The following is a 20,512-nucleotide window of genomic DNA, read 5'->3' on the forward strand; positions in this document are numbered from 1 at the left end:
AGTCAGCTGAGCTCGGGCGTTGCTATGGCCTGTCGCAACGCCCAGCCGGCCCTATCGAGGTAGTTCTTCCACGCTGTCTGGCTGCGAGCCTCTTGTGGCGCGGGAAACGGAATTTGGACGGCCAATAGGTCACACGGTTCGGCCGCATTGCCGCGGCCGCGTCGCCACCCCTTCGTCTTGCCCAATCCCGGGTAGACCAGCGCCGCTCGGGTAGCGGCCTCTCCCCGGTGCTGGACGAGATGGGTGTACGCGAAGATCTGGTACTGGTCATCGCGTGAGGGCCAGGCGCCATCGGGCGGCGTCTTGTACTTGGCATCGACAACCCAGAGGTGGCCGCCGAGCCGCGCAACGTTATCGGGTCGACTGCCGGTTCCCTTGCCGGTACTTGTCAGCCAAGGATCGCTCGTGAGGCCGACCGGCTGCACTGAATGGTGAAACAACTCGGTGAAGCCGGCGCGGCGCATCGCCTCCGTAACGATGCGCTCCCAGAGCCGGTGGGTCGGTACGGCCAACTCGATAGCGTCGGTGAGTCTGGCGTCGGCGTATTGCGGACTGTGCTCCTTCTCGTCGAGCAGGGTCAGCGACATCTGCAGCGCCGGCAACCACGGTTGGTCCAGGCGCGAAAGCCGAAGCCGATGTCCCAGCAGTCGGGCCTTGGCGCTGGGCAGAGCGGTCACCTCACTGAAGGCTCGGCGTAGCGATACGGCGTCTTGCTCGAGCGCGGCGGCCGAATATTCGCCGTCGAAGGGGGACCGGAGGGCGAACCCGTCGGCTATCTGCTCGAGGGCCGCCGTAATGATGCCCAAGAGCACCGTTGATTCGGTGAGCTCGTTGTACGAGACCGTGAGGCGGGGATCGCCCGTCGCGACGTGCTGGGCGATGGAGGTGGGGGAAATCCTGCCGCGGATGGTCCCGCCGACACTCGTGACGCTTCGGTATCCCCGTCGGGCCGAGTGGGCTAGTTCGAGCACCTCCTTCAGCAGCCGCCGGCATAACAGAGGCCGGTGCAGCGGTGAGTGCGTCAATGCCCCGTCAAGCTCGTCGGACTCGGGAAACAGCACCTTCAGCCGGTCAAAAAGCATCACCAAGTCCGTCACGGAGGCGTCGCCTGCCGTATCCACCGGCACAGCTGCGCTAAGCCGAGCAGGGCTAGGCAGTATGTCCATGGTGAGGAGGGCGCTGTCGCCCCAGGACGAGTCAGGGTCCCTATCCTGGCTGACCTGAAGGCACCTCATCAGCAGCCGGTCGAGACCGCTGTCCGAGGTGGCGACATGCCACCGATCCGTTTCGTAGAGCGCGACGCTTTGGTGGCCGCCGGCCGGCCATTCGCTCGACTGGACTACCTTGCTCCGCCCCGCTGGGCGCCATGCTTTCGGCAACACACCGATGGTGAGCTGCCGATCCCGGTCACCCACCGTCGTGAAACCGATGGTGCCGCCCCGAGGCGCCGCCGCGAGGGTGATGGTCATGCGGGCGATTCGTCGTCGTCGGCTACGACCTCGTCGGGAGCCACGACGGCGACGCGCTCCTCGATGCGCGCTCCTCGCGACAAGCCGACGCCCTCCACCGCAATTCGGAGGTCGAGAGCGCTCATCAGAAACTCGTCTAGCTGGTCCAAGGCGACGACCGCGGTTGCGGCCGGCGTCTGGTCGGCATGGCGGGCGAGCCAAGCGTCCCTCGTTCGAACGCTCAGGAGGTCCTCCCCGCCGAACGAGCGTACGGAGTCGATGAGTTGCGGAAGGATGGCGTAACGCCATTGCGTTTTGAGCTCCTCGATGCCCGCGTTGAGGTCGGCGGAGGCCGTGAGGTTCGCCGCTAGCGCATAGAGGTAGGAGTGGCCAATCATGGCGTCGGGCCCGAGGCAGGGGCGAAGCGCGTTCTGGTTAAGGTCCGTAAGAACCTGGGCAGACCTGGCGAACAATTCCCGAGTAGCCGCCGGCTGGGTCTCCGTCAGGATGTTGGCCTCCGGCATCTGCGGCTCCAGGCGATGGAAGGCGAACCGCCGGCGGATCGCGGCATCCAGCGGAGCGACGGACCGGTCGGTCGTGTTCATCGTCGCGATGACGTAGACGTTGTCCGGGACGAAGAACTTCCGGCCTGAGTACGGCAGGGTCACCGGCGTCGCGGCCTGCCAGTCGCGAGCCTCACGCGGGAACGCTCGTGCCTCCGGACCAAACGCCACATGAGTCCCTCGGCGTGACTTATCCAAGGAGAGGAGAAGATCGCCGAACACGCTGGGTACGTTGCAGCGATTGAGCTCGTCCAGGAGAACAAGCACATCCTTGTGGGGCGTTTCCACCGCTCGAGCGCACACCGAGAGGAAGAACCCATCTCGGATACCAAAGCCGCCCGTCCCTTCGGGCTTCTCGTCGAAGTACAGCTGGGTCGCATCCCCGCTGTGCTTTACCTCGGGGCGAAGGCCTTCGACGAAGTCTTCGTACGAGCTGCTGGGGTGGAGCACCGTGGCGCAGAACGGGACGCCGTCGAAGTCGATCAGGTCCCGACCTGTCATGTGCTTCCAGTCGTCGGCGACCTGCTCGACGGCGTACGTCTTGCCGGTGCCGGGCACGCCCTCCAGGACCACATTCTTGAACGATCGGAGCGCGCTAACGATGGGGTTGCTGGGCTCCCGTTCGCCCATGACCCCGCTCTGCTCCTCGGCGACGTAGTGCTCGTGGGTGACGATGTTGTCGAAAAAGTCGGGGATCCGCTGGTTGAGGAACTCGAGCAGGGTGAACAGGTACTCCGGCTTGACCGAGTACACGTAGCCCAACTTCACGTTGCCGTTGGTGGCGAAAATTCCCGAATCAACATCATTGTGCCGTCCCGGAATGTCATCCCGGGCGATGCGCTGCTCCAGCTCTCGGTAGTCGACTGCGCAGAGGTAACCGTCGTTGATCCAGGTGTCGCGGCTGAGCGCTTTCGGTTGCGGAGCGACGGTGGGAGCGGCGGCGACCGTGCCAACGGCTCGGATCCAGCCATTGACATAGTGGATGGTCCGTTGGCCGACGCGGAGGTTATTGACGTTCTTGTGGTGGCCGAGCTCGCGGCCCACCTTGTCGGTGAGCGGCGCCCAGACGAAGCCACCGTCCCGTTCGATGCTGTAGCTTTCGCCCTGGTTGACCCACCAGATGCCGTTGAAGGGAAGCACCTCAAAGCCCAGCCGGCCAAGCCGCGAGATGGCTTCCGTTGCATCGAACTCGTGCGGCTTCAGGGCGACGCCATGCTCGGTTCTCCGATAAGCGACGCCGAGCACGGCCTTGGGATCGTAGAAGCGGCCCTCGTGACGGAGCAGGTAGGTTGTGGCGACCCCGTACCCGTATCGGTCGAGAAACTGCATCCTGCCGAGCTCGTCGAACTCCTGCAGGGTGGCTAGAACGGCAGCGTCGTCGATGTCGGGTAGCGCCATGGATACAGCCTAGGGGCCGCTCATCGAACCGCCGGGAAACCTGCCGAGGTGAAGACCTGTAGGTTCGATAATCGCGGTTGTGTCCTGGGTCACACTGTATGGGACAGCGGTGAGATTGACGATCTTCTAGTGTGCTGCTCCTGACTTCTAGGAGCACCGTGAAACTCGTACGCATCGTCGCGGCCGTTGTTGCCGCATCGGCGGCCTCCGCCACTTTCCTCGCGATGACTCCGGCGGATGCCGGGCAGCGTCCCGTGCCCCCGGCCGGCGACCCCTCCGCGCGCCCCTGGTCCCCCAAGGTCAAGGCCCACGCGGCCCGGGCCCGGGCCGGCGCCGCCAACCCCGGCGCCGCCCAGGCCGGCGCCGCGGACGCCGGAGCCGCCCAGGCCGGTGCCGCGAACGCCGGAGCCGCCCAGGCCGGCGGCGCGGACGCCCACGCCATGTCGTCCGAGCTGCCCGGCGCCGCCGAGATCGTCCGGGACGGGATCACGCTGCTGCACCTGCGCACGTCCGTGACCCGGACGCCGGTGACCGGCAGCGGCGCCACGCGGTCCGATTTCGACGGTGACGGGCGGGATGACATCGCCGCGTTCAGCACCGGTGGCGTGATCGTCACGTACTCGTCGGCTCCCGCGGTGGACCGGCTCGTCACCGAGATCCCGGGCGGGACCGGCTGCGGGTGCTTCGGCGTCGAGCTGGTGACCGGGAACTTCAACGGCGACAAGTACGACGACCTGGCGATCGCCGACCCGAGCGAGGCCGACCTGCGCGCGATGGGGTATTTCGCGGGCGCTGTGTGGGTTTTCCCGGGCGGGCCGTCGGGATTGAAGGTCGACGCGGTCAAGCATTTCAACCAGAGCACCTCGGGGGTTCCAGGCGCCTCGGCGACGTCGGACTGGTTCGCCGATTCGCTGGCGGCCGGGGACGTGACCGGTGACGGCCGGGACGAGCTGCTGATCGGCATCCCGGGCAAGAAGGTGGGCGGCAAGAAGGAGGCCGGCGCCGCCGTCGTGCTCAAGGGCAGCACGAGCGGGGTCGTCGCGACCGGCGCGAAGTGGATCGACCAGAACAGCTCGGGCGTGCCGGGCGGTGCCGAGACCAATGACCACTTCGGTGGTGGCCTCGCCATCGGGAAGATCAACAAGGACAAGTACCGGGACGTGGTGATCGGCGCGCCGCAGGAGGACGACGGTCAGGCGTGGATGGGCAGCGGTTCCGTCACGCAGTTCTGGGGGAGCAGCGCCGGCGTCTCGTCGAACAAGGTCACGGTCGTGAGCGGCTCGTCGACCGGCGCGGTGGCCGAGGCCAAGGACGCCGTGGTCTGGTACCTCGGCGGCGTCCTCGCCATCGGGGACACCAACGGTGACGGGTACGGCGAGGTCGTCGTGGGTGACTCGGCGGCGCAGGCGAACTGGGAGATCAACGGCGGCGTGGTCGTGACGCTGAAGGTCGGCGGCTCCGGCATCACCACCAAGGGCATGGTTCTGCTGTCGCAGCACGACCGGAGCATCGCGGGCTCCTCCGAGGGGGACGACTACTTCGGCGATGCGATCGCCGTCGGCGACGTGACCCAGGACGGCATCGCCGACGTGCTGGTCGGGGTGCCGGGCGAGGACATCGGCGGCACCACGGACGCCGGCGAGGTGGTGCTGCTGCGCGGCTCGCGCAACGGGCTGACCGGTTCCGGCTCGTGGTCGCTGTCGCAGTCCTCGGGGGGTGTCCCGGACGGCCCGGAGAAGGGCGACGCCTTCGGCGCCGCGGTCTCGCTGCTCAACCTCAACGGCAAGAACGGGCTCGACGCCGCCGTCGGCGCGCCGGGCGAGAGCGTCTCGGGCGACGCCGCGGGCTGGGCGTCCGGCACGGTGACGAAGTTGTACGGCGGCAGCAACGGCCTCGGCGGCGGCTCCGTCGTCAGCGGCCGCTCGCTGGGCGTCGTGGAAGCCTCCTACGGTTACGTGGCCCACCAGTGAGGAACGTACGCATGCGCATCGCGCTGTCCGCCGCCGTGGCGGGACTTCTGACCGCCGGCGGCACCCTGATCGCCGGCCCGGCGTCGGCCGCGTCCTCCGGCGTCGCTAAGGTCGTCGGCGACACGAAGGTCCAGTACTCCGCCGCGAGCGGCAAGGCCAACAAGGTCGTGGTGACCCGGTCCGGCCGGACGTTCACGATCGACGACGTCGTCACCGTCAAGGCGGGCGCCGGCTGCAAGGCCGTCTCCGGCGACACCACGAAGGTCCGCTGCACGACGCCGAAGAACCCGACCTGGTTCTTCGTGTACACCGGCGACAAGAACGACTCGATCAAGAACAGCACCGACCTCGGCATGACCGCGCGGGCCGGCTCCGGCAACAACTGGATCACCGGTGGGCCGAAGCACGACGACCTGTACGCGGACGACGGCGCGGACACGATCTGGGGTGCCGGCGGCGACGACTACATCTACTCGGCCGGCGGCAAGGACACCATCTACGGCGGTACGGGCAGCAACGAGCTGATCGGCGGCCCGGGCAACGACACGATCTACGGCGGCCCGGACTTCGACCGCATCCGGCCGGATTCGGGCAACGACGTCGCGCACGGCGGCGCCGGGGACGACTACTTCGAGGAGAGCTCCGGCAGCGACGTCCTGTACGGCGACGACGGCATGGACGAGTTCTTCCAGAACGAGAGCGACGGCCGGGGCGCCCAGGACATGCACGGCGGGCCGGGCTGGGACCGGGTCAACTACTACTTCCGCAAGGGCGGCGTCGTGGTGGACGCCGACGGCAAGAAGAAGGACGACGGGGCCCGGAACGAGGGCGACTCCGTCGGCGCCGACATCGAGGGGATCGACGGCAGCCAGGGCAACGACTGGCTGGCCGGGAACACCGGTGACGGCTGGATCTTCGGCAACGAGGGCAACGACAAGCTGTACGGCTACAGCGGCACGGACGACCTCAACGGCGGTACGGGCAACGACCGGATCGACGGCGGCAACGGCAACGACAACCTGCACGGCGACTTCGGCAGCGACGTCATGCTGGGCGGTCCGGGCGTGGACACCGTCGACTACTACGACCGGCTGGTCACGGTGGTCGCCGATCTCGACGGCACGACCGGCGACGACGGCTCCTCCGGCGAGAAGGACACCATCGGCGCCGACGTCGAGAACCTCGTGGGCGGCTGGGGCAACGACACGCTGACCGGCAGCGCCGCCGCCAACCGCATCGACGGCGGCCACGGGTCGGACGTCATCCGCGGCGGCGCCGGCAACGACACGCTGGACGGCGGCGAGGGCATCGCCGGCGGCGTCGACAAGGTCTACGGCGAGGCGGGCGACGACGTCCTCACCGGCGGCGACTACGACGAGCACGACCGGTACGTGCTGGACGGCGGCGCCAACACCGAGGTGGGCGACGCCTGCGTGCCCGGCCGGTTCGGCACCGGCGAGTTCGTGAACTGCGAGCGCAGCGAGGCGTGAGCCTCAGGGCGTGATGCCCGCGGTGGAGTGGGCCACCTCGCCGGCCGCGCTCGTGACCAGTTCACGGGTCTGGCCGGCGAGCGTGACCTGCTCGCCCATCACGGACGAGGCGAGCCGCTGGGCGTCGGCCACCGAGCTCAGCCGGCTCGTCATCTCCGACACGGCCTTGCCGACCGCCGCGGCGCCCGTGGTGACCTCGTGCACGGTGGCCTCGATGCGGGCCGTCGCCTCGGCGGTCTGACCCGCGAGTTGCTTCACCTCGCCTGCCACCACCGCGAAGCCCTTGCCGACCTCGCCCGCGCGGGCGGCCTCGATCGTCGCGTTGAGCGCGAGCAGGTTGGTCTGGTCGGCGACCGACTGGATCATGCCGGCGATCGTGGCGATGTCCGCCACCGAGACCCGCAGCTCCTCGAGAGACGTCAGCGCCGCGTCGGCGTCCGAGAGGGTGGTGCCGACCTGCGCACTGGCGTGCTCGACGGTACGGGCCACGTCCGACAGCGCCGACTCGAAGCCGCCCAGGGCCTCGTCGGCGTCGGTGCGCAGCCGGGCGCCGGTCTCGCTGGTGCGCTGCAGGACGTGCTCGAGGCGTACGGCCATCTGCTCCGCGCGGGCCAGCTGGGCCGCCGCCTCGTCGCGGGCGTTCTCCTCCCGCCGGGTGGCCTCCTCGGCGGCCTCGCGCAGCCGGGTGGCCGTCTCCTCGGCGAGCTGGGCCTGCCGGGCGTCGTTCTCGCGCCGGGCGGCCGCGTCGAACTGCCAGTACGCGATCTGCGCCGCCGACATCGCCAGGACGAACCCGGCGTGCAGGAGGGCGCGCCAGAACAGCGCGGACGTGGAGTGGTCGGCGTGGGCGAACACGAGCTCGGGGGCGAGCAGGCCTACCCCGAAGTGGTGCGTGGCCACCAGGGCGACGGCCACCGCGAAGGCGGTCCATTCCTGGTAGAGGCCGATGAGCACGATCACCACGAAGAAGTGGAAGTGCAGGTCGATCGAGCCGCCGCCGGCGTGGACGAGCGCGTCCGTGGCGAGCAGGAAGCCCACGCTGGTGGAGATCGCGCGGCCGCGCTGGCTCGTGGCGGTGCCGGCGATGACCCCGCAGGCGAGGACGCCACCGATCACGGCGAGCAGCAGCGTGGAGTGGTGGCCCGGGCTGAGCTCGCCGGTGAAGTACCCGAGCACGAGCACCACGGGTACGTGCAGCCAGAGCAGGAACCGCAGCACCCGGTGCCGGGCGGCGAAAGCCTGCTCCGAAAGGGCGGCGTCCGGTACGAAGCGGCCGAGCATCGTCATCGCTGCACCTTTCGGGTGGGGTCGCGATCCCTGTCGGTTCGTCCGGGCGCAAGCGGGAGCAATCGGGCGGTGGCAGGTCGGTTTCAGATTAATCCCTGAAGTTTCTTTACAGATATTGACGCGACCGCTGTCGATCTAGTTGAGTCGATCCATCCCCCTTGATCCTCCCGATGTGAAAACGGTGAACCATGCCCAGAAAACGGCTTTTGGCGATCATGGCGACCGTGGGTGTCGCCGTCGCCGGCGCGGCCGCCGCGGTCATCCCCATGACGTCCTCCAACGCGGCCGAGGCCTGCGTCGCGGCGTACAGCAGCAGCGCCGTCTACACGGGCGGCATGAAGGCGTCGTACGGCAGCCACAACTGGACCGCGAAGTGGTGGACCCAGGGCGAGGCGCCGAGCACCGGCGGCTCCGGGGTGTGGCAGGACAACGGCTCGTGCGGCGGCGGCACCACGCCCCCGCCCAACACCGGCGGCAGCTGCAACTACCCCAACTGGGCCGCGGGCACGTTCTACCCGGCCGGTTCGATCGTGAAGTACACCAACGGCAACCACTACCGCGCCAAGTACGAGAACCCCGGCTACGACCCGGTCATCAGCACCTGGTTCTGGGAGCCGTACAGCTGCACCGGGGGTGGAGGCACGACGAACCCGCCGCCGCCGAGCACCGGATCGGGCTTCCCGGTCAGTGAGGCGCAGTTCAACCAGATGTTCCCGAACCGGATCCCGTTCTACTCGTACGCCGGCCTGCTCGACGCCGTGAAGAAGTTCCCGGCGTTCACCACGGCCGGCAGCGACACGGTCCGCAAGCAGGAGGCCGCGGCGTTCCTGGCGAACGTCAACCACGAGTCCGGCGGGCTGGTCTACGTCGAGGAGATCAACCAGGCGAACTGGCCGCTGTACTGCGACCGCAACCAGCCGTACGGGTGCCCGGCCGGGCAGTCCGCGTACCACGGTCGCGGGCCGATCCAGCTGAGCTGGAACTTCAACTACAAGGCGGCCGGCGACGCGCTCGGCATCGACCTGCTGAACGACCCGGACCGGGTCAAGAACGAGGCGTCGGTGGCCTACCAGACCGCCGTCTGGTACTGGATGACCCAGCGCGGCCCGGGTTCCATGACCCCGCACGACGCCATGGTGAACAGCCGTGGCTTCGGCGAGACGATCCGCAGCATCAACGGCTCGCTCGAGTGCAACGGCGGTAACCCCGCGCAGGTGCAGAGCCGCGTGGACGCGTACAACCGTTTCACCGCGATCCTCGGCGTCAGCCCCGGCAGCAACCTCTACTGCTGAGCTGCGCGAAGGGGGGTGCGGCCGTTGTGGCCGTACCCCCCTTCTTCGTTGTGCCGGTCAGAGCGCGAGCTGCGGACGGGCCGGGATGCCCACCACGGCCGGCGCGGCGGTGCGCACCGGCATCGGCTGCTGCGGGACGGAGCTCGGCACCAGGATCGCCTCGACGGCCGGGGCGATGGACCGGCGGTCGCTGAGCTGCATCAGCCGGGCGGCGCGGGCCAGCGAGCCGGTCTCGCCGTCCCGGAAGCCCTCCCGGTAGCCCTTCTCGTAGCGTTCCCCACGGCCGAGAGCGCGGCCGATGGCGAAGCACGACGAACCGGCGAGGGCGAGCAGGAAAAGGAACGCGAAGGGTGTCACGACAGGCCTTTCACAAGGGTCGAGGTTGTAACCCGCAAAGTAGACGAAACCAGACAAACCCTTACCCCCGCCCACAAGCAATTACGCGTACGGGTGAACGGGCCGGACACCCGCGCTGCCGGGCCGGACGGCGAGGTGGAAGGCTGTGTCCTCGTGACTGACTCTGACCTTGCGCGGCAGGTCCGCGACGTGAGCCGCCTGACCGGCGAGTTCGTCCTGCGCTCCGGCCGGACCGCCACCGAATACTTCGACAAGTACCAGTTCGAGGCCGACCCGGTGCTGCTCGACCAGCTCGCCGAGCAGATGGCCGTGCTCATCCCCGAGGGCACCGAGGTGCTCGCCGGCCTCGAGATGGGCGGCATCGCCGTGGTGACCGCGCTGGGCCGGCACGCCAAGCTGCCCTGCGCGTTCGTCCGCAAGCAGGCCAAGCAGTACGGCACCGCCCGGCTCTCCGAGGGTGCCGAGGTGGCGGGCCGGCGCGTGCTCGTCGTCGAGGACGTGGTCACCTCCGGCGGCCAGGTGGTCATCTCGACGAACGAGCTGCGCAAGCTCGGCGCGCACGTGGACCACGCGCTCTGCGTGATCGACCGCCAGGAGGGCGGCGCGGAGGCGCTGTCCGCGGAGGGCATCAAGCTGCGGGCGCTGCTGACCCGGGCGGACCTCGAGGCCGCCGCCTAGGACGGCTCCTTCGTCTCGGCGACCACCCACGCCAGGTAGGCCGGGTTGCCCCCGGCCACCGGCAGGGCGAGCACGCACGGCACGTCGTACGGATGCTCGGCGTCGGCCCGCGCAACGATCTCCGGGACCAGCGAGGCGCGGGTGTGCAGGGCGACCCGCGCCTCGGGGTCGTCGTGCACGGCCCCCTCCCACCGGTAGACCGACCGGATCGCGGCGATCTGATGCCCGCAGGCGGCCAGCCGCTCCTCCACCAGCCGCCGGGTGAACCCGGCCAGCCACTCCGCATCGGCCGCGGTGACCACGACCTCGACCACGTCCTCGCTCACAACCCGGCCTCCTCGCCTACATTCGACACCATGGCGGTGACGGGGACGATCCGGGAGTGGCACGACGACGAGGGCTGGGGTGTCATCGACTCCTCCGATACCCCGGGCGGCTGCTGGGCGCATTTCAGTGCGGCGGCCGTCGAGGGCTACGCCGCGTTCCGCCCGGGAGAGGCGGTGTGGCTCGAGGGGGAGACGCCGGGCCAGGACGGCTACGCGTGGCGGGCGGCGAGATTCTGGCCGCGGGACGCGGAACCGGTGGATCGCCGGTCGCGGCCGGATGAGGGTGCGGCCTACCGCAGCACTCTGACGCTGACCTTCGACGACGACGCTGACTTTCGACGACGACGCTGACTTTCGACGACGAGGATCGCCCCGGGTGATCCCGGAAAAGCACTAGGGCCACTTCCCTGGTGGAAAGTGGCCCTGACCTCTGTCGGGGTGGCCGGATTTGAACCGACGGCCTCTTCGTCCCGAACGAAGCGCGCTACCAAGCTGCGCCACACCCCGAGGCGTGCTGAGCAATAGTATCCGACCGTCCCGCGCACGCGAAATCGGTATCCCCGTACCCGTAAAAGCGCAGGTCAGGGGCGGTGAAGAAGGGTGGATCCGATGAAGTTCCTGCTCACATCGTCCGGCATCTGCAACCCGAGCATCTCCGACGCGCTCGCCGATCTGCTGGGCAAGCCGATCGCCGAGTCCACGGCCCTGTTCGTCCCCACCGGTGTCCATCCCTTCCCCGGCGGGGCTGCGAGGGCGTGGAAGGCGGTTCAGGGCCAGGCTGCGATCCCGCTGTCCCAGCTCGGGTGGAAATCCGTGGGGCTGTTGGAACTCACCGCGCTCCCGACCATCCGGGAGGAGAACTGGGTCCCGGCGGTCCGGGAGGCCGACGCCCTTCTCGTCTGGGGCGGCGATGTGCTGTACCTGACCTACTGGATGCGCCGGTCGGGCCTCGCCGAGCTCCTGCCGTCGCTGACCGACACGGTCTACGTCGGGGTCAGCGCCGGGAGCATCGCGGTCACCCCGTACAACTGCGACGCCGAATTCGACCTTCCCTTCGTCCCGGACGGCAGCGACATGGCGGAGGGCGCCGACCGGGCTCTGGGGCTGGTGGACTTCACGCTGTACCCCCACCTCAATCATCCGGACATGGCGGACACCGAGCTGTCCGCCATCCGGAAGTGGGCATCCGGCATCCCGGTCCCGACCTACGCCATCGACGACAACACCGCCATCAAGGTGGTCGATGGCGGTGTCGAGATCGTCTCCGAAGGAGAGTGGGAACTGATCGACCCCTGACGGGGCCGGCTGGGGATGGTCAGCGGGGGATCAGCGTGAGGATCGTCGCCTCCGGGCGGCAGGCGAATCGGATGGGCGCCGTCGGGTGGGTGCCCAGTCCCGCGGAGACGTGCAGCCACGCCTCCGAGCCCGGCCACCGGTGCAGCCCCTTCGCCATGGCGTGGGGCAGGTCGCAGTTGGTGGTCAGGGCGCCGTAGCCCGGTACGCAGACCTGGCCGCCGTGGGTGTGTCCGGCGAGCAGCAGCGCGAAGCCGTCGGCCGCCATCGCGTCCAGGACCCGGGACGCCGGGGTGTGCGTGACGCCGAGGTGCAGGTCGGCGTCCGGGGAGACGACGCCCGCCACCGACGGGTAGTCGTCGCGGTCGACGTGCGGGTCGTCCACGCCCACGAGTTCCACCGAGCGGCCGCCGGCCTTGAGCACCGTACGGGCGTTGTTGAGGTCAGCCCAGCCGGCGCCGGTGAACGCCGAACGCAGGTCCTCGAACGGCAGCTCGGCGCCCTGGACGTACTCGCGTTCCGGCAGCAGGTACTGCAGCGGGTTCTTCCAGACCGGGCCGCGGTAGTCGTTGGAGCCGAACACGAAGGCGCCGGGCAGATCCAGCAGCGGCCGGAGCGCCCGCAGCACACCCGGTACGGCGTCCGGCGAGGCCATGTTGTCGCCGGTGACCACGACGACGTCCGGGTCCGTGCCGGCCAGCGCCGCGACCCACGCCTGCTTGCGGTGCTGGCCGGGCATCATGTGCAGGTCCGACAGGTGCAGGATGCGGAACGGCTCGGCGTCGGGCTCCAGCACCGGGACGGTGAAGCGGCGCAGCGTGAACAGGTTGCGTTCGATCAGGGAGGCGTACGCGAACGTGGCGCCGCCGGCGGCGGTCACCGAGGCGGCCAGGGCGATAAAGGGACGCTTGCGCATGAGGGCAAGGGTAGTTTGACCGTCCATGGGAACGCTGAAGGACCGCCTGAACGACGACCTGCACTCCGCCATGAAGGGCCGCGACGAGCTGACCACGTCGACGCTGCGCATGGCGCTCTCCGCCGTCCGCACCGCCGAGGTCTCCGGCGACGCCGCGCGCGAGCTCTCGGACGACGAGGTGCTCGCCGTGCTGACCAAGGAGGCGAAGAAGCGGCGCGAGGCCGCGACCGCCTTCCGGGACGCCGGCCGCGCGGACCAGGCCGGTAAGGAGACCGCCGAGGGCGAGATCCTCGACCGCTACCTGCCGGCCCAGCTGAGCGATGAGGAGATCGCCGAGCTGGTCGCGGGGGCGCTGCGGGACGGCGGCTTCACCGGGAAGGCCCAGATGGGCCCGGCCATGCGGGCGGCTCAGGCCGCGGTGGCGGGGCGCGCCGAGGGAGGCCGCGTGGCGGCGGAGGTACGCCGGCAGCTCGGCTGACACGCGTACGGGATGAAAAGCGGGCGGGCCACCTCAGGGTGACCCGCCCGTCCTCGCTCTAGCGCCGCCCGGGTCTCGGCGGGAAGGCCGGGCCGCGGGTGTCGGGCTTGTCCGGTTTCTTGTCCTCTTTGCCCTTGCTGACGAGGATGCTGACGAAGCCACCCTTGATGGTCCGGCCGTCGGGGCTGGTGCCGGCCGCGGTGCCCTTGGGGCAGTTCGACTCGACCTCCTGCCCGACGGAGGCGCTGAAGCCGGCGCTGCGCAGCCGGGCCTTGGCGCCGTCCACGGTCGCGCAGGTCACGTCGGGGATCGACCGCTGGTCGCCGATCGAGATCTTCCGATCGCCCGGCTTCTTGAACTGGACCTTCGGTTTGCCCTTCATGTAGTCGCGCATCGTGTCCCACACCGCGGGGTTGACGATCCCGTGTGACATGCGGTCCGAGTGGTCGGCGTAGTCCGGGTTGACCAGGTAGCCCGCCACGGTCAGCGAGTTGCTGCTGATGATCAGCGCGGCGGTCTTGTCGTGGTCGGTGGTGCCGGTCTTGCCGTAGATCGGGTGCCGGATGATGCCGTGCGCCTGCGGCGCCGTCCGGCCCTTGCAGCTGCCGAGCTGGGCGCTGTCGCCGACCGGGCAGCGGGCCGCATCGATCGCCGCGCGCGCCACGTCCGGTGAGGTGGCGCGGGTGCAGTGCGGCTTGCCGACGTCGATCTTCTCGCCGTCCTGCGCGGTGATCTGCTCGACCGGGGTCGGCGTGCAGTACATGCCGTCCCCGGCCAGCGTGGCGTACGCGTTGGCCATGTCCAGCGGGGTGGAGGAGGAGACGCCGAGGGTGAAGGCGCCCCACTGGTGCGCGGACTGCTCCGTGGCGGCGAAGTCGGCGTCGTTCTTGGCGCGGAACTGCACCCCGAAGCGTTTCGCCACGTCGACGACCTTCTCCGCGCCGACCCGTTCCTGCAGCGGTACGAAGTACGTGTTGACCGACGCGCCGAAGCCGGTCCACATGTTGAAGACGCCGGCCTCGTTCTTCGCCGCGTTCGACGGGCAGTAGTACTTGCCGTTACACGTCGAGGGGCCGGGCGCGATGATGTACTTCGACACGTACCGGGGCGGGGCGTTGATCGGGTAGGCGAGCGGGTAGCCGTTCTCCAGGGCCGCCACCACCGTGAAGATCTTGAACACCGAGCCGGCCTGGTAGCCGGTGATGTCCCCGCCGCCGCTGAGCAGCGGGTTCGTGGTGTTCGGGTACGTGCCGCGGATCTTCTTGCGCGCCTTACGCGGGTCCGAGGAGATCTTGTTCTGCGGGTGGTCCTGGTCGTCCAGCTTGAAGCGGCGGTTGGCGGCGAGCGCGCGGACCTTGCCCGTACCGGGCTGGACGCCGGCCAGGAGAAGCGCGTTCTTGTTCTTCTCCTTGATGTGGTCCCCGATGTTCTCCCGCGCCGCGTTCTGCGCGGTGATGTCCATCGAGGTCTGGATGCGGTAGCCGCCGCTCTTGAGCCGCCGCTCGCGGTCGTACGTGGTGGCGCCGAACTCGTTGCGGCTCAGCCACCAGCGGTAGAAGTAGTCGCAGAAGAAGCCCCAGTGGTTCTTCGCCACCGAGACGCAGCCGTTGCCGCTCCGCTTGACCGTCTTGCTGATCTTGGTGTTGGTCGCCTTCTTGGCCTCGTCCGGAGTGATGAAGCCGAGCTCGAGCATGTCGTTGACCACGTAGTTGCGCCGCGCCAGCGCCTGCGGGTAGCCGCTGGCCGTGGTCGGGTTGAACGCGGTGGGGGCCTTCACCATGCTGGCGAGCAGGGCGGCCTCGGCGACGCTGAGGTCCTTCGGCTTCTTCTGGAAGTACACCTGGCTGGCGGCGTAGACGCCGTACGCGCCGTTGCCGAAGGGTGCCGCGTTGAGGTAGCGCTCGAGAATCTGCTCCTTGGTGAGCTCCTTCTCGACCTGCATCGCGTACTTCATCTCGGTGACTTTGCGCTTGGGGCTGTCCTTGGTGGCGTCGACGACTTCCTGCGGGTTCGTCGCCGAATAGGCCAGGGACATGCGCACGTACTGCATCGTGAGGGTCGAGGCACCCTGCGTGGACGACTTGCCGCTGTTGTTGTTCACGAATGCGCGGGCGACGCCTTTGAGGTCGACGCCGTTGTGCTTGTAGAACTCGTGGTCCTCGGCGGCGATGATCGCGTGCTGCATGTTGACCGAGATGGCCTTCAACGGCGCGTCACTGCGGAACTCGTCGTAGAAGAGCGAGATCTGCGTTTTGTTGTCGGACGCGAAGATCCGGCTGATCTGGGGCGCGCTGGCCTGCTTGAGTTCGCTGGGCAGGCTCGCGAAGGTCTCCCCGCCGGCCTTGGCGGCCAGGCCGGACATCGCGACGGCGGGAAATGCGGCGGCGGCCACGACGACGCCGGCCAGTAGGCCGCAGATCAGCAGCGAGGTCGCATTGGCGAAGATGTTGTGATCGCGTCTGCGCATCCAGGAGCTCACGTGAGCAGGGTACGCGAAAGTAGCGCCCGGCCAAGTGTCGAGATGGCCACGGTTCGCCCAGAATCATCCTGCCCTTACGGTCGGCAGAGCGCGGCGCTTTCTTCGAATTTCGCGCAACTTTTTGCCTGTCCGGTCTGGGCGTGATGGCCGTAACTCCCGAGAGATACGTATTTGAGGGACAACGTTGCGTAATCGCCCGACTACGGAGCATGATGGTCCGGCGAGACATCGCACGACGTCTGCACGGCTTGGGGGACATGAGCCCGCAGACGTCAGGGGGTTATGGCAAGGGGGGACGTATACAGATGGGGATGATCAGCGACTGGCCCAGCATGGCGGCGTGTCAGAGTGGCGACCCTGACGCGCTGTTCGTGCAGGGCGCCGAGCAGAACGTGGCGAAGAGGATCTGCCGCAGCTGCCCGGTCCGCTACGAATGCCTCGCCGACGCGCTGGACAACCGGATCGAATTCGGGGTCTGGGGAGGCATGACCGAGCGGGAGCGCCGCGCGCTGCTGCGCCGGCACCCGCACGTGGCGAGCTGGCGGAAGATGTTCGAAGCCGCGCTGCGCGAGAAGGGCGCCGACAAGGTGCTCGTCTCGACCCGCTGACTGCAGGTGATTCACGCGGTCAGCGCATCGCCGATCGTTCGCAGCCCGTCGACGTCGTGGACGTCGGCGGGCTGCGCCGTCACCGCCACCGCCGGCACCCGGGGGAACGCGTCGGTGAACCGGGCGGCGACCCGCACCTCCCGCTCGATCAGCCGCAGCAGCCCGGCGTGCACCCGCAGCGCATCCGCGGTCGTCTGCTGGTCACCCGCCGCGTCGAGCGCGGCGGCGGCCGCCTCGGCCTCGGCGGCCGGCACCGAGTCCAGGGCCGCCTGGTGGGTGCGGTTGAGCACCAGCCCGGCGAGCGGCATCCGCTCCGCGACCAGCCGCTCCGCGAAATACGCGGCCTCGCGGACCGCGTCGCGCTCCGGAGCCGCGACCACCAGGAACGCGGTCTGCGGGTCCTGCAGGATCCGGTACGTCTCGTCCGCGCGCTGCCGGAAGCCGCCGAACATCGAGTCCAGGGCGGCGACGAAGCCGGACAGGTCGGTCAGCAGCTGAGCGCCGAGAATCTTCTGCACCGCGCGCGAGAAGATCCCGAACGAGGCCGTGACCAGGCTGAACATGCTGCGCCCGCCGCGCGCCGGCGCCATCAGCATGCGCAGCATCCGGCCGTCGAGGAAGCGCGACAGGCGCGCCGGGGCGTCCAGGAAGTCGAGCGCGGAGCGCGACGGCGGGGTGTCCACCACGATCAGGTCCCACTCGTCACGGGACCGCAGCTGACCCAGCTTCTCCATCGCCATGTACTCCTGCGTGCCGGAGAACGTCGAGCTCATGGCCTGGTAGAAGGGGTTGGCGAAGATCTCCGCGGCGCGCTGCGGCGAGGTGTGCGCCTGGACGACCTCGTCGAACGTGCGCTTCATGTCGAGCATCATGGCGTGCAGCTGGCCGCCGGTCGCCTCGGTGTCGATGCCCTTGACCTGCCGCGGCGTGTTGTCCAGCTCGTTGAGGCCCATGGACTGGGCCAGCCGGCGGGCCGGGTCGATGGTGAGCACGACGGTGCGCCGGCCGTGCTGTTCGGCGGCCCGGAGCCCCAGGGCGGCCGCCGTGGTCGTCTTGCCCACGCCGCCCGCGCCGCAGCACACGATGATGCGGATGGCCGGGTCGGCGAGCAGGGCGTCGACGTCCAGGCGCGGAGCGGTCTGATCAGCCACGCTTCGAGCGTACTGACTCGTGGGGTGCGGCGCGGGTGGAGCACAGCGGTGTGTGGGGGGTCAGACACTCATCTGACAGACATGAGCACCGCGGCGAGGCGGTGCAACCCGTCGAGGTCGACGCCCTCCTCCAGCATCGGCAGCTCCACCATCGGATGGTCCGTCTCGGCGAGGTCGGCCCGCAGCGACTCCTCCAGCTCCCGCCGGGTGAGGTGCGCCTTGGCCTCGGCCTGCAGCCCGGCGACCGTCGCCGGGTCGGTGGGCAGGCCGGCCGCCGCCAGCCCGCGCTTCAGCTCGGTCTTGGTGACCTTGGCGCCGGCCAGCAACGGGGGCCGGGCGCCGTTGACGATGATCCGGCCCACCGGGATGTGCAGGGTGCCCAGCTCGGCGATGGCGTCCAGGCTCTCCTGCACCGGCATCTCCTCGAGCAGCGTGACCACGTGCACGGAGGTCATCGGCGAGCGCAGCAGGGAGGCGACGCCCTCGCTCTGGGTCTTGATGGGCCCCATCTTCGCCAGCTTGGCGGTCTCCGCCGTGACGTTCAGGAAGCGGCCGATCCGGCCGGTCGGCGGCGCGTCCAGCACCACAGCGTCGTACGCGCGCCGGCCGTCCGCCGAGCGCGTGGTCGCCTCCTTCACCTTGCCGGTGAGCAGCACGTCCCGAAGGCCGGGGGCGATGGTGGTGGCGAAGTCGATCGCGCCGATCTTGCGCAGGGCGCGGCCGGCGGCGCCCAGCTTGTAGAACATGTCGAGGTACTCCAGCAGAGCCTCCTCGGGATCCACCGCCAGCGCGCGCACCTCCCCGTCGGCCTCGGCCGGGGTGGCGATCCGCAGCTCCTCGTACGGCAGGGGCTCGGTGCCGAAGAGCTGGGCGATGCCCTGCCGCCCCTCGACCTCGACGAGCAGCGTGCGGTGCCCGCCGGCCGCGAGTCCCAGAGCCAGCGCCGCCGCCACCGTGGTCTTGCCCGTCCCGCCCTTGCCCGTCACCACGTGCAGACGGGCGGGCCAACTGTTCCTACCCACGCTGTCGAGCGTACGTGTCATCTCTCAGCCGTTGATGTCGCAGACGAGCCAGCCGGTCTTGCGGATCACGGTGAACGTCAGCTGCTGCTGCGCGGCCTTCTCGTCGTCCGTGGTCATCGTGAGCTGCACGGCCACCACGGCCTTCTTCTCGCTCTGCCCCGAGACGGCGGGCTCGGTCCACCGGAAGACCGGGGCCTGGTACTCGTTCGCGTACCCCCTGATCCGGTTGATCCTCTCCTGGAGCTGGTCCTGGTCGCGGGCCTCGCGGCAGACGAGGTCGCCGGCCGCGCCCGCGTCCTGCTGGGTGTAGGCGGCGGTGAGGAACCGGTCGACGGCCGTGGCCGGGTCCGGCGAGCCCTTGCCGCTGTCGGCGTTGCGCAGCAGCATCAGCGCGGAGAGCGTGCCGCCGCCGAAGAGCAGCAGCGTCAGGACCAGGGCGAGCGCGACCCACAGCGCGGTACGCCGCCGCCTCGGCGGGTCGGCCACCACGGTCTCGGTGCCGTGCGGGTCGAACGGCACCTCCCACGGCTGCGGCAGCATCCTCAGCGGGATGGCCTCGGTGGGCTGGTCGTGCTGGATGCCGGGCTGGACCTCGGCGGGCGGGGAGTGCTCGAAGGCCAGGTGCTCGGGCGGGTGCGTACGCCACTCGCCCGGCTTCTCGTGCTTGGCGTGCCACGGCCCGGCCGGCGGCTCCTGGTGCCAGACGACCTCGCCCTCGACGGTCTCCGCCCCGGCCACGGGCGCGGGCGGCCCGGCGGGGTGCGGATGACCGGGCTCGCCGGGATACGCCCCCAGCGGCGGCCACTGTGGTGCGCCCGGTACCTGCGCGTCGGTGAGGTCCGACGCCGGCGCCTCCTCGGCGGCGATGGAGGACGCCCGCGGGGTCCGCCCCGGCGGCTGTTCCGTCATCGAACCCCCTGATCAACGCCCGTTGCGGCTCACCTGAAGGTTAGTGGAATCCGGTCGGGCGCGAGGCAGCTCCGGGCGTGACTAGGCTGTCGCGCAGGCATCCGATCTACCGCAGGGAGCTGGGCGAGCAATGCAGAAGTGGGAGTACGTGACCGTGCCGCTGCTGGTCCACGCGACCAAGCAGATCCTCGACAACTGGGGTGAGGACGGCTGGGAGCTGGTGCAGGTCGTGCCCGGCCCCAACCAGGAGCAGCTGGTCGCGTACATGAAGCGGGCGAAGCAGTGACGGCTCCGACTCCCGTGAGCGGCGACGGTGGCGCGGACGCGTACGCGAAGCTGGCCGAGCTGGGCCTGACGCTCCCGACCGTGGTGCCGCCGCTGGCGTCGTACGTGCCGGCCGTGCAGTCGGGCAACTACGTCTACGTCTCCGGGCAGCTGCCGATGGTGGACGGGAAGCTGCCGTACACCGGGAAGGTCGGCGCGGACGTCACCCCCGAGCAGGGCACCGAGCTGGCCCGTTACTGCGCGCTGAACGCGCTCGCGGCGATCGACGCGCTGGTCGGCCTGGGCCGGGTCGTGAAGATCGTCAAGGTGACCGGGTTCGTGGCGTCGGCCGAGGGCTTCACCGGCCAGCCGGCCGTGGTAAACGGGGCGTCGAACCTGTTCGGCGACGTGCTCGGCGAGCTGGGCCGGCACGCGCGCAGCGCGGTGGGCGTCTCGGAGCTCCCCCTCGGCGCGCCGGTCGAGGTCGAGGTCATCGCGGAGATCGCCTGAATCGGGCGTCTCCACTCCAAGGAGTGACCGTGGGTTGACCGGGTCGCACAATGCGTGCTCGGTCCCCCGGTCC

20 protein-coding genes and 1 tRNA gene are annotated in these 20,512 nt (G+C 69.5%); 10 read left to right on the plus strand and 11 right to left on the minus strand.

Annotated features, from left to right (window positions below; all coding sequences use genetic code 11):
• Positions 1 to 2: 2 nt before the first annotated feature.
• The gene (locus IT780_RS04785) at positions 3 to 1,469 is read right to left on the minus strand and encodes a 5-methylcytosine restriction system specificity protein McrC (RefSeq protein ID WP_199510177.1); all 1,467 of its coding nucleotides are present in this window, start codon (positions 1,467 to 1,469) and stop codon (positions 3 to 5) included.
• Positions 1,466 to 3,409, minus strand: coding sequence for an McrB family protein (locus IT780_RS04790; RefSeq protein ID WP_199510178.1), 1,944 nt, complete (start codon positions 3,407 to 3,409; stop codon positions 1,466 to 1,468). The genes IT780_RS04785 and IT780_RS04790 overlap by 4 nt, the downstream gene beginning before the upstream one ends.
• A 158-nt stretch (positions 3,410 to 3,567) precedes the next feature.
• Here IT780_RS04790 and IT780_RS04795 point away from each other — a divergent pair, with 158 nt between their 5' ends.
• Together IT780_RS04795 and IT780_RS04800 are read left to right on the plus strand one after the other, a co-directional pair.
• Positions 3,568 to 5,379 carry an FG-GAP and VCBS repeat-containing protein gene (locus tag IT780_RS04795; protein ID WP_199510179.1) on the plus strand — a complete coding sequence of 604 codons (1,812 nt, stop codon included), beginning with the start codon at positions 3,568 to 3,570 and terminating at the stop codon, positions 5,377 to 5,379.
• Positions 5,380 to 5,390: 11 nt separating this feature from the next.
• Positions 5,391 to 6,869 (plus strand): calcium-binding protein, encoded by a 1,479-nt coding sequence (locus IT780_RS04800; RefSeq protein WP_199510180.1) that lies wholly within the window; start codon positions 5,391 to 5,393, stop codon positions 6,867 to 6,869.
• A 3-nt stretch (positions 6,870 to 6,872) separates the two neighbouring features.
• Here IT780_RS04800 and IT780_RS42990 read toward each other — a convergent pair whose 3' ends face one another.
• On the minus strand, positions 6,873 to 8,156 hold the full coding sequence (locus IT780_RS42990) for a methyl-accepting chemotaxis protein (protein WP_199510181.1): 1,284 nt from the start codon (positions 8,154 to 8,156) through the stop codon (positions 6,873 to 6,875).
• 215 nt (positions 8,157 to 8,371) lie between these two features.
• On the opposite strand from IT780_RS42990, the gene IT780_RS04810 reads away from it, so the two are divergent.
• Entirely contained in the window at positions 8,372 to 9,448 is a 1,077-nt protein-coding gene (locus tag IT780_RS04810; protein WP_372443631.1) for a glycoside hydrolase family 19 protein, read from the plus strand.
• 57 nt (positions 9,449 to 9,505) lie between these two features.
• Here IT780_RS04810 and IT780_RS04815 read toward each other — a convergent pair whose 3' ends face one another.
• On the minus strand, positions 9,506 to 9,805 hold the full coding sequence (locus IT780_RS04815) for a hypothetical protein (protein ID WP_199510183.1): 300 nt from the start codon (positions 9,803 to 9,805) through the stop codon (positions 9,506 to 9,508).
• 153 nt (positions 9,806 to 9,958) lie between these two features.
• Between IT780_RS04815 and pyrE the strand changes: the two genes are divergently transcribed.
• Positions 9,959 to 10,483, plus strand: coding sequence for an orotate phosphoribosyltransferase (gene pyrE, locus IT780_RS04820; protein ID WP_199510184.1), 525 nt, complete (start codon positions 9,959 to 9,961; stop codon positions 10,481 to 10,483).
• Here pyrE and cutA read toward each other — a convergent pair.
• Entirely contained in the window at positions 10,480 to 10,809 is a 330-nt protein-coding gene (cutA, locus tag IT780_RS42550) for a divalent-cation tolerance protein CutA (RefSeq protein WP_199510185.1), read from the minus strand. The two genes, pyrE and cutA, sit on opposite strands and share 4 nt — an antisense overlap.
• A gap of 30 nt (positions 10,810 to 10,839) precedes the next feature.
• On the opposite strand from cutA, the gene IT780_RS04830 reads away from it, so the two are divergent.
• Positions 10,840 to 11,160, plus strand: a complete 321-nt coding sequence (locus IT780_RS04830) for a cold-shock protein (RefSeq protein ID WP_199510186.1) — start codon at positions 10,840 to 10,842, stop codon at positions 11,158 to 11,160.
• Positions 11,161 to 11,242: 82 nt separating this feature from the next.
• Here the strand turns inward: IT780_RS04830 and IT780_RS04835 are convergent.
• Positions 11,243 to 11,316, minus strand: a tRNA-Pro gene (locus IT780_RS04835).
• A 102-nt stretch (positions 11,317 to 11,418) separates the two neighbouring features.
• On the opposite strand from IT780_RS04835, the gene IT780_RS04840 reads away from it, so the two are divergent.
• Positions 11,419 to 12,105: a Type 1 glutamine amidotransferase-like domain-containing protein gene (locus IT780_RS04840; RefSeq protein WP_199510187.1), complete on the plus strand. Its 687-nt coding sequence runs from the start codon at positions 11,419 to 11,421 to the stop codon at positions 12,103 to 12,105.
• Positions 12,106 to 12,124: 19 nt separating this feature from the next.
• On the opposite strand, the gene IT780_RS04845 is transcribed toward IT780_RS04840, so the two are convergent.
• Positions 12,125 to 13,018 carry a metallophosphoesterase gene (locus tag IT780_RS04845; protein ID WP_199510188.1) on the minus strand — a complete coding sequence of 298 codons (894 nt, stop codon included), beginning with the start codon at positions 13,016 to 13,018 and terminating at the stop codon, positions 12,125 to 12,127.
• Between the two features lie 25 nt (positions 13,019 to 13,043).
• Between IT780_RS04845 and IT780_RS04850 the strand changes: the two genes are divergently transcribed.
• Positions 13,044 to 13,496, plus strand: a complete 453-nt coding sequence (locus tag IT780_RS04850; RefSeq protein ID WP_199510189.1) for a GatB/YqeY domain-containing protein — start codon at positions 13,044 to 13,046, stop codon at positions 13,494 to 13,496.
• Positions 13,497 to 13,554: 58 nt separating this feature from the next.
• On the opposite strand, the gene IT780_RS04855 is transcribed toward IT780_RS04850, so the two are convergent.
• Positions 13,555 to 15,963: a transglycosylase domain-containing protein gene (locus tag IT780_RS04855; RefSeq protein WP_199510770.1), complete on the minus strand. Its 2,409-nt coding sequence runs from the start codon at positions 15,961 to 15,963 to the stop codon at positions 13,555 to 13,557.
• 317 nt (positions 15,964 to 16,280) lie between these two features.
• Here IT780_RS04855 and IT780_RS04860 point away from each other — a divergent pair, with 317 nt between their 5' ends.
• A complete protein-coding gene (locus IT780_RS04860) occupies positions 16,281 to 16,583 on the plus strand; it encodes a WhiB family transcriptional regulator (protein ID WP_041832981.1) in 303 nt (100 codons plus the stop codon).
• A gap of 11 nt (positions 16,584 to 16,594) precedes the next feature.
• On the opposite strand, the gene bagB is transcribed toward IT780_RS04860, so the two are convergent.
• The 3 genes from bagB to IT780_RS04875 form a co-directional block, all read right to left on the minus strand.
• Positions 16,595 to 17,734: an ArsA family ATPase gene (gene bagB / locus IT780_RS04865; protein WP_199510190.1), complete on the minus strand. Its 1,140-nt coding sequence runs from the start codon at positions 17,732 to 17,734 to the stop codon at positions 16,595 to 16,597.
• A gap of 68 nt (positions 17,735 to 17,802) precedes the next feature.
• A complete protein-coding gene (gene bagA, locus IT780_RS04870) occupies positions 17,803 to 18,777 on the minus strand; it encodes an ATPase BagA (RefSeq protein WP_199510191.1) in 975 nt (324 codons plus the stop codon).
• A 3-nt stretch (positions 18,778 to 18,780) separates the two neighbouring features.
• Positions 18,781 to 19,665, minus strand: coding sequence for an Rv0361 family membrane protein (locus IT780_RS04875; RefSeq protein ID WP_199510192.1), 885 nt, complete (start codon positions 19,663 to 19,665; stop codon positions 18,781 to 18,783).
• 130 nt (positions 19,666 to 19,795) lie between these two features.
• Here IT780_RS04875 and sp36 point away from each other — a divergent pair, with 130 nt between their 5' ends.
• The gene (gene sp36, locus IT780_RS04880) at positions 19,796 to 19,951 is read left to right on the plus strand and encodes a Sp36 family protein (protein ID WP_199510193.1); all 156 of its coding nucleotides are present in this window, start codon (positions 19,796 to 19,798) and stop codon (positions 19,949 to 19,951) included.
• The gene (locus IT780_RS04885) at positions 19,948 to 20,439 is read left to right on the plus strand and encodes a RidA family protein (protein WP_199510194.1); all 492 of its coding nucleotides are present in this window, start codon (positions 19,948 to 19,950) and stop codon (positions 20,437 to 20,439) included. The genes sp36 and IT780_RS04885 overlap by 4 nt, the downstream gene beginning before the upstream one ends.
• The last annotated feature ends 73 nt before the right edge of the window (positions 20,440 to 20,512 follow it).

The sequence above is a fragment of the Nucisporomicrobium flavum genome (assembly GCF_016464385.1).
In the GTDB taxonomy this organism is placed as follows: Bacteria; Actinomycetota; Actinomycetes; order Mycobacteriales; family Micromonosporaceae; genus Actinoplanes; species Actinoplanes flavus_A.

Coding starts and splice junctions, on each gene's coding strand:
- IT780_RS04785 (WP_199510177.1), bottom strand. CDS start 1,469: ATGACCATCACCCTCGCGGCGGCGCCTCGGGGCGGCACCATCGGTTTC.
- IT780_RS04790 (WP_199510178.1), bottom strand. CDS start 3,409: ATGGCGCTACCCGACATCGACGACGCTGCCGTTCTAGCCACCCTGCAG.
- IT780_RS04800 (WP_199510180.1), top strand. CDS start 5,391: ATGCGCATCGCGCTGTCCGCCGCCGTGGCGGGACTTCTGACCGCCGGC.
- IT780_RS42990 (WP_199510181.1), bottom strand. CDS start 8,156: ATGACGATGCTCGGCCGCTTCGTACCGGACGCCGCCCTTTCGGAGCAG.
- IT780_RS04810 (WP_372443631.1), top strand. CDS start 8,372: ATGGCGACCGTGGGTGTCGCCGTCGCCGGCGCGGCCGCCGCGGTCATC.
- IT780_RS04830 (WP_199510186.1), top strand. CDS start 10,840: ATGGCGGTGACGGGGACGATCCGGGAGTGGCACGACGACGAGGGCTGG.
- IT780_RS04840 (WP_199510187.1), top strand. CDS start 11,419: ATGAAGTTCCTGCTCACATCGTCCGGCATCTGCAACCCGAGCATCTCC.
- IT780_RS04845 (WP_199510188.1), bottom strand. CDS start 13,018: ATGCGCAAGCGTCCCTTTATCGCCCTGGCCGCCTCGGTGACCGCCGCC.
- IT780_RS04850 (WP_199510189.1), top strand. CDS start 13,044: ATGGGAACGCTGAAGGACCGCCTGAACGACGACCTGCACTCCGCCATG.
- IT780_RS04855 (WP_199510770.1), bottom strand. CDS start 15,963: ATGCGCAGACGCGATCACAACATCTTCGCCAATGCGACCTCGCTGCTG.
- IT780_RS04860 (WP_041832981.1), top strand. CDS start 16,281: ATGGGGATGATCAGCGACTGGCCCAGCATGGCGGCGTGTCAGAGTGGC.
- bagA (WP_199510191.1), bottom strand. CDS start 18,777: ATGACACGTACGCTCGACAGCGTGGGTAGGAACAGTTGGCCCGCCCGT.
- IT780_RS04875 (WP_199510192.1), bottom strand. CDS start 19,665: ATGACGGAACAGCCGCCGGGGCGGACCCCGCGGGCGTCCTCCATCGCC.
- sp36 (WP_199510193.1), top strand. CDS start 19,796: ATGCAGAAGTGGGAGTACGTGACCGTGCCGCTGCTGGTCCACGCGACC.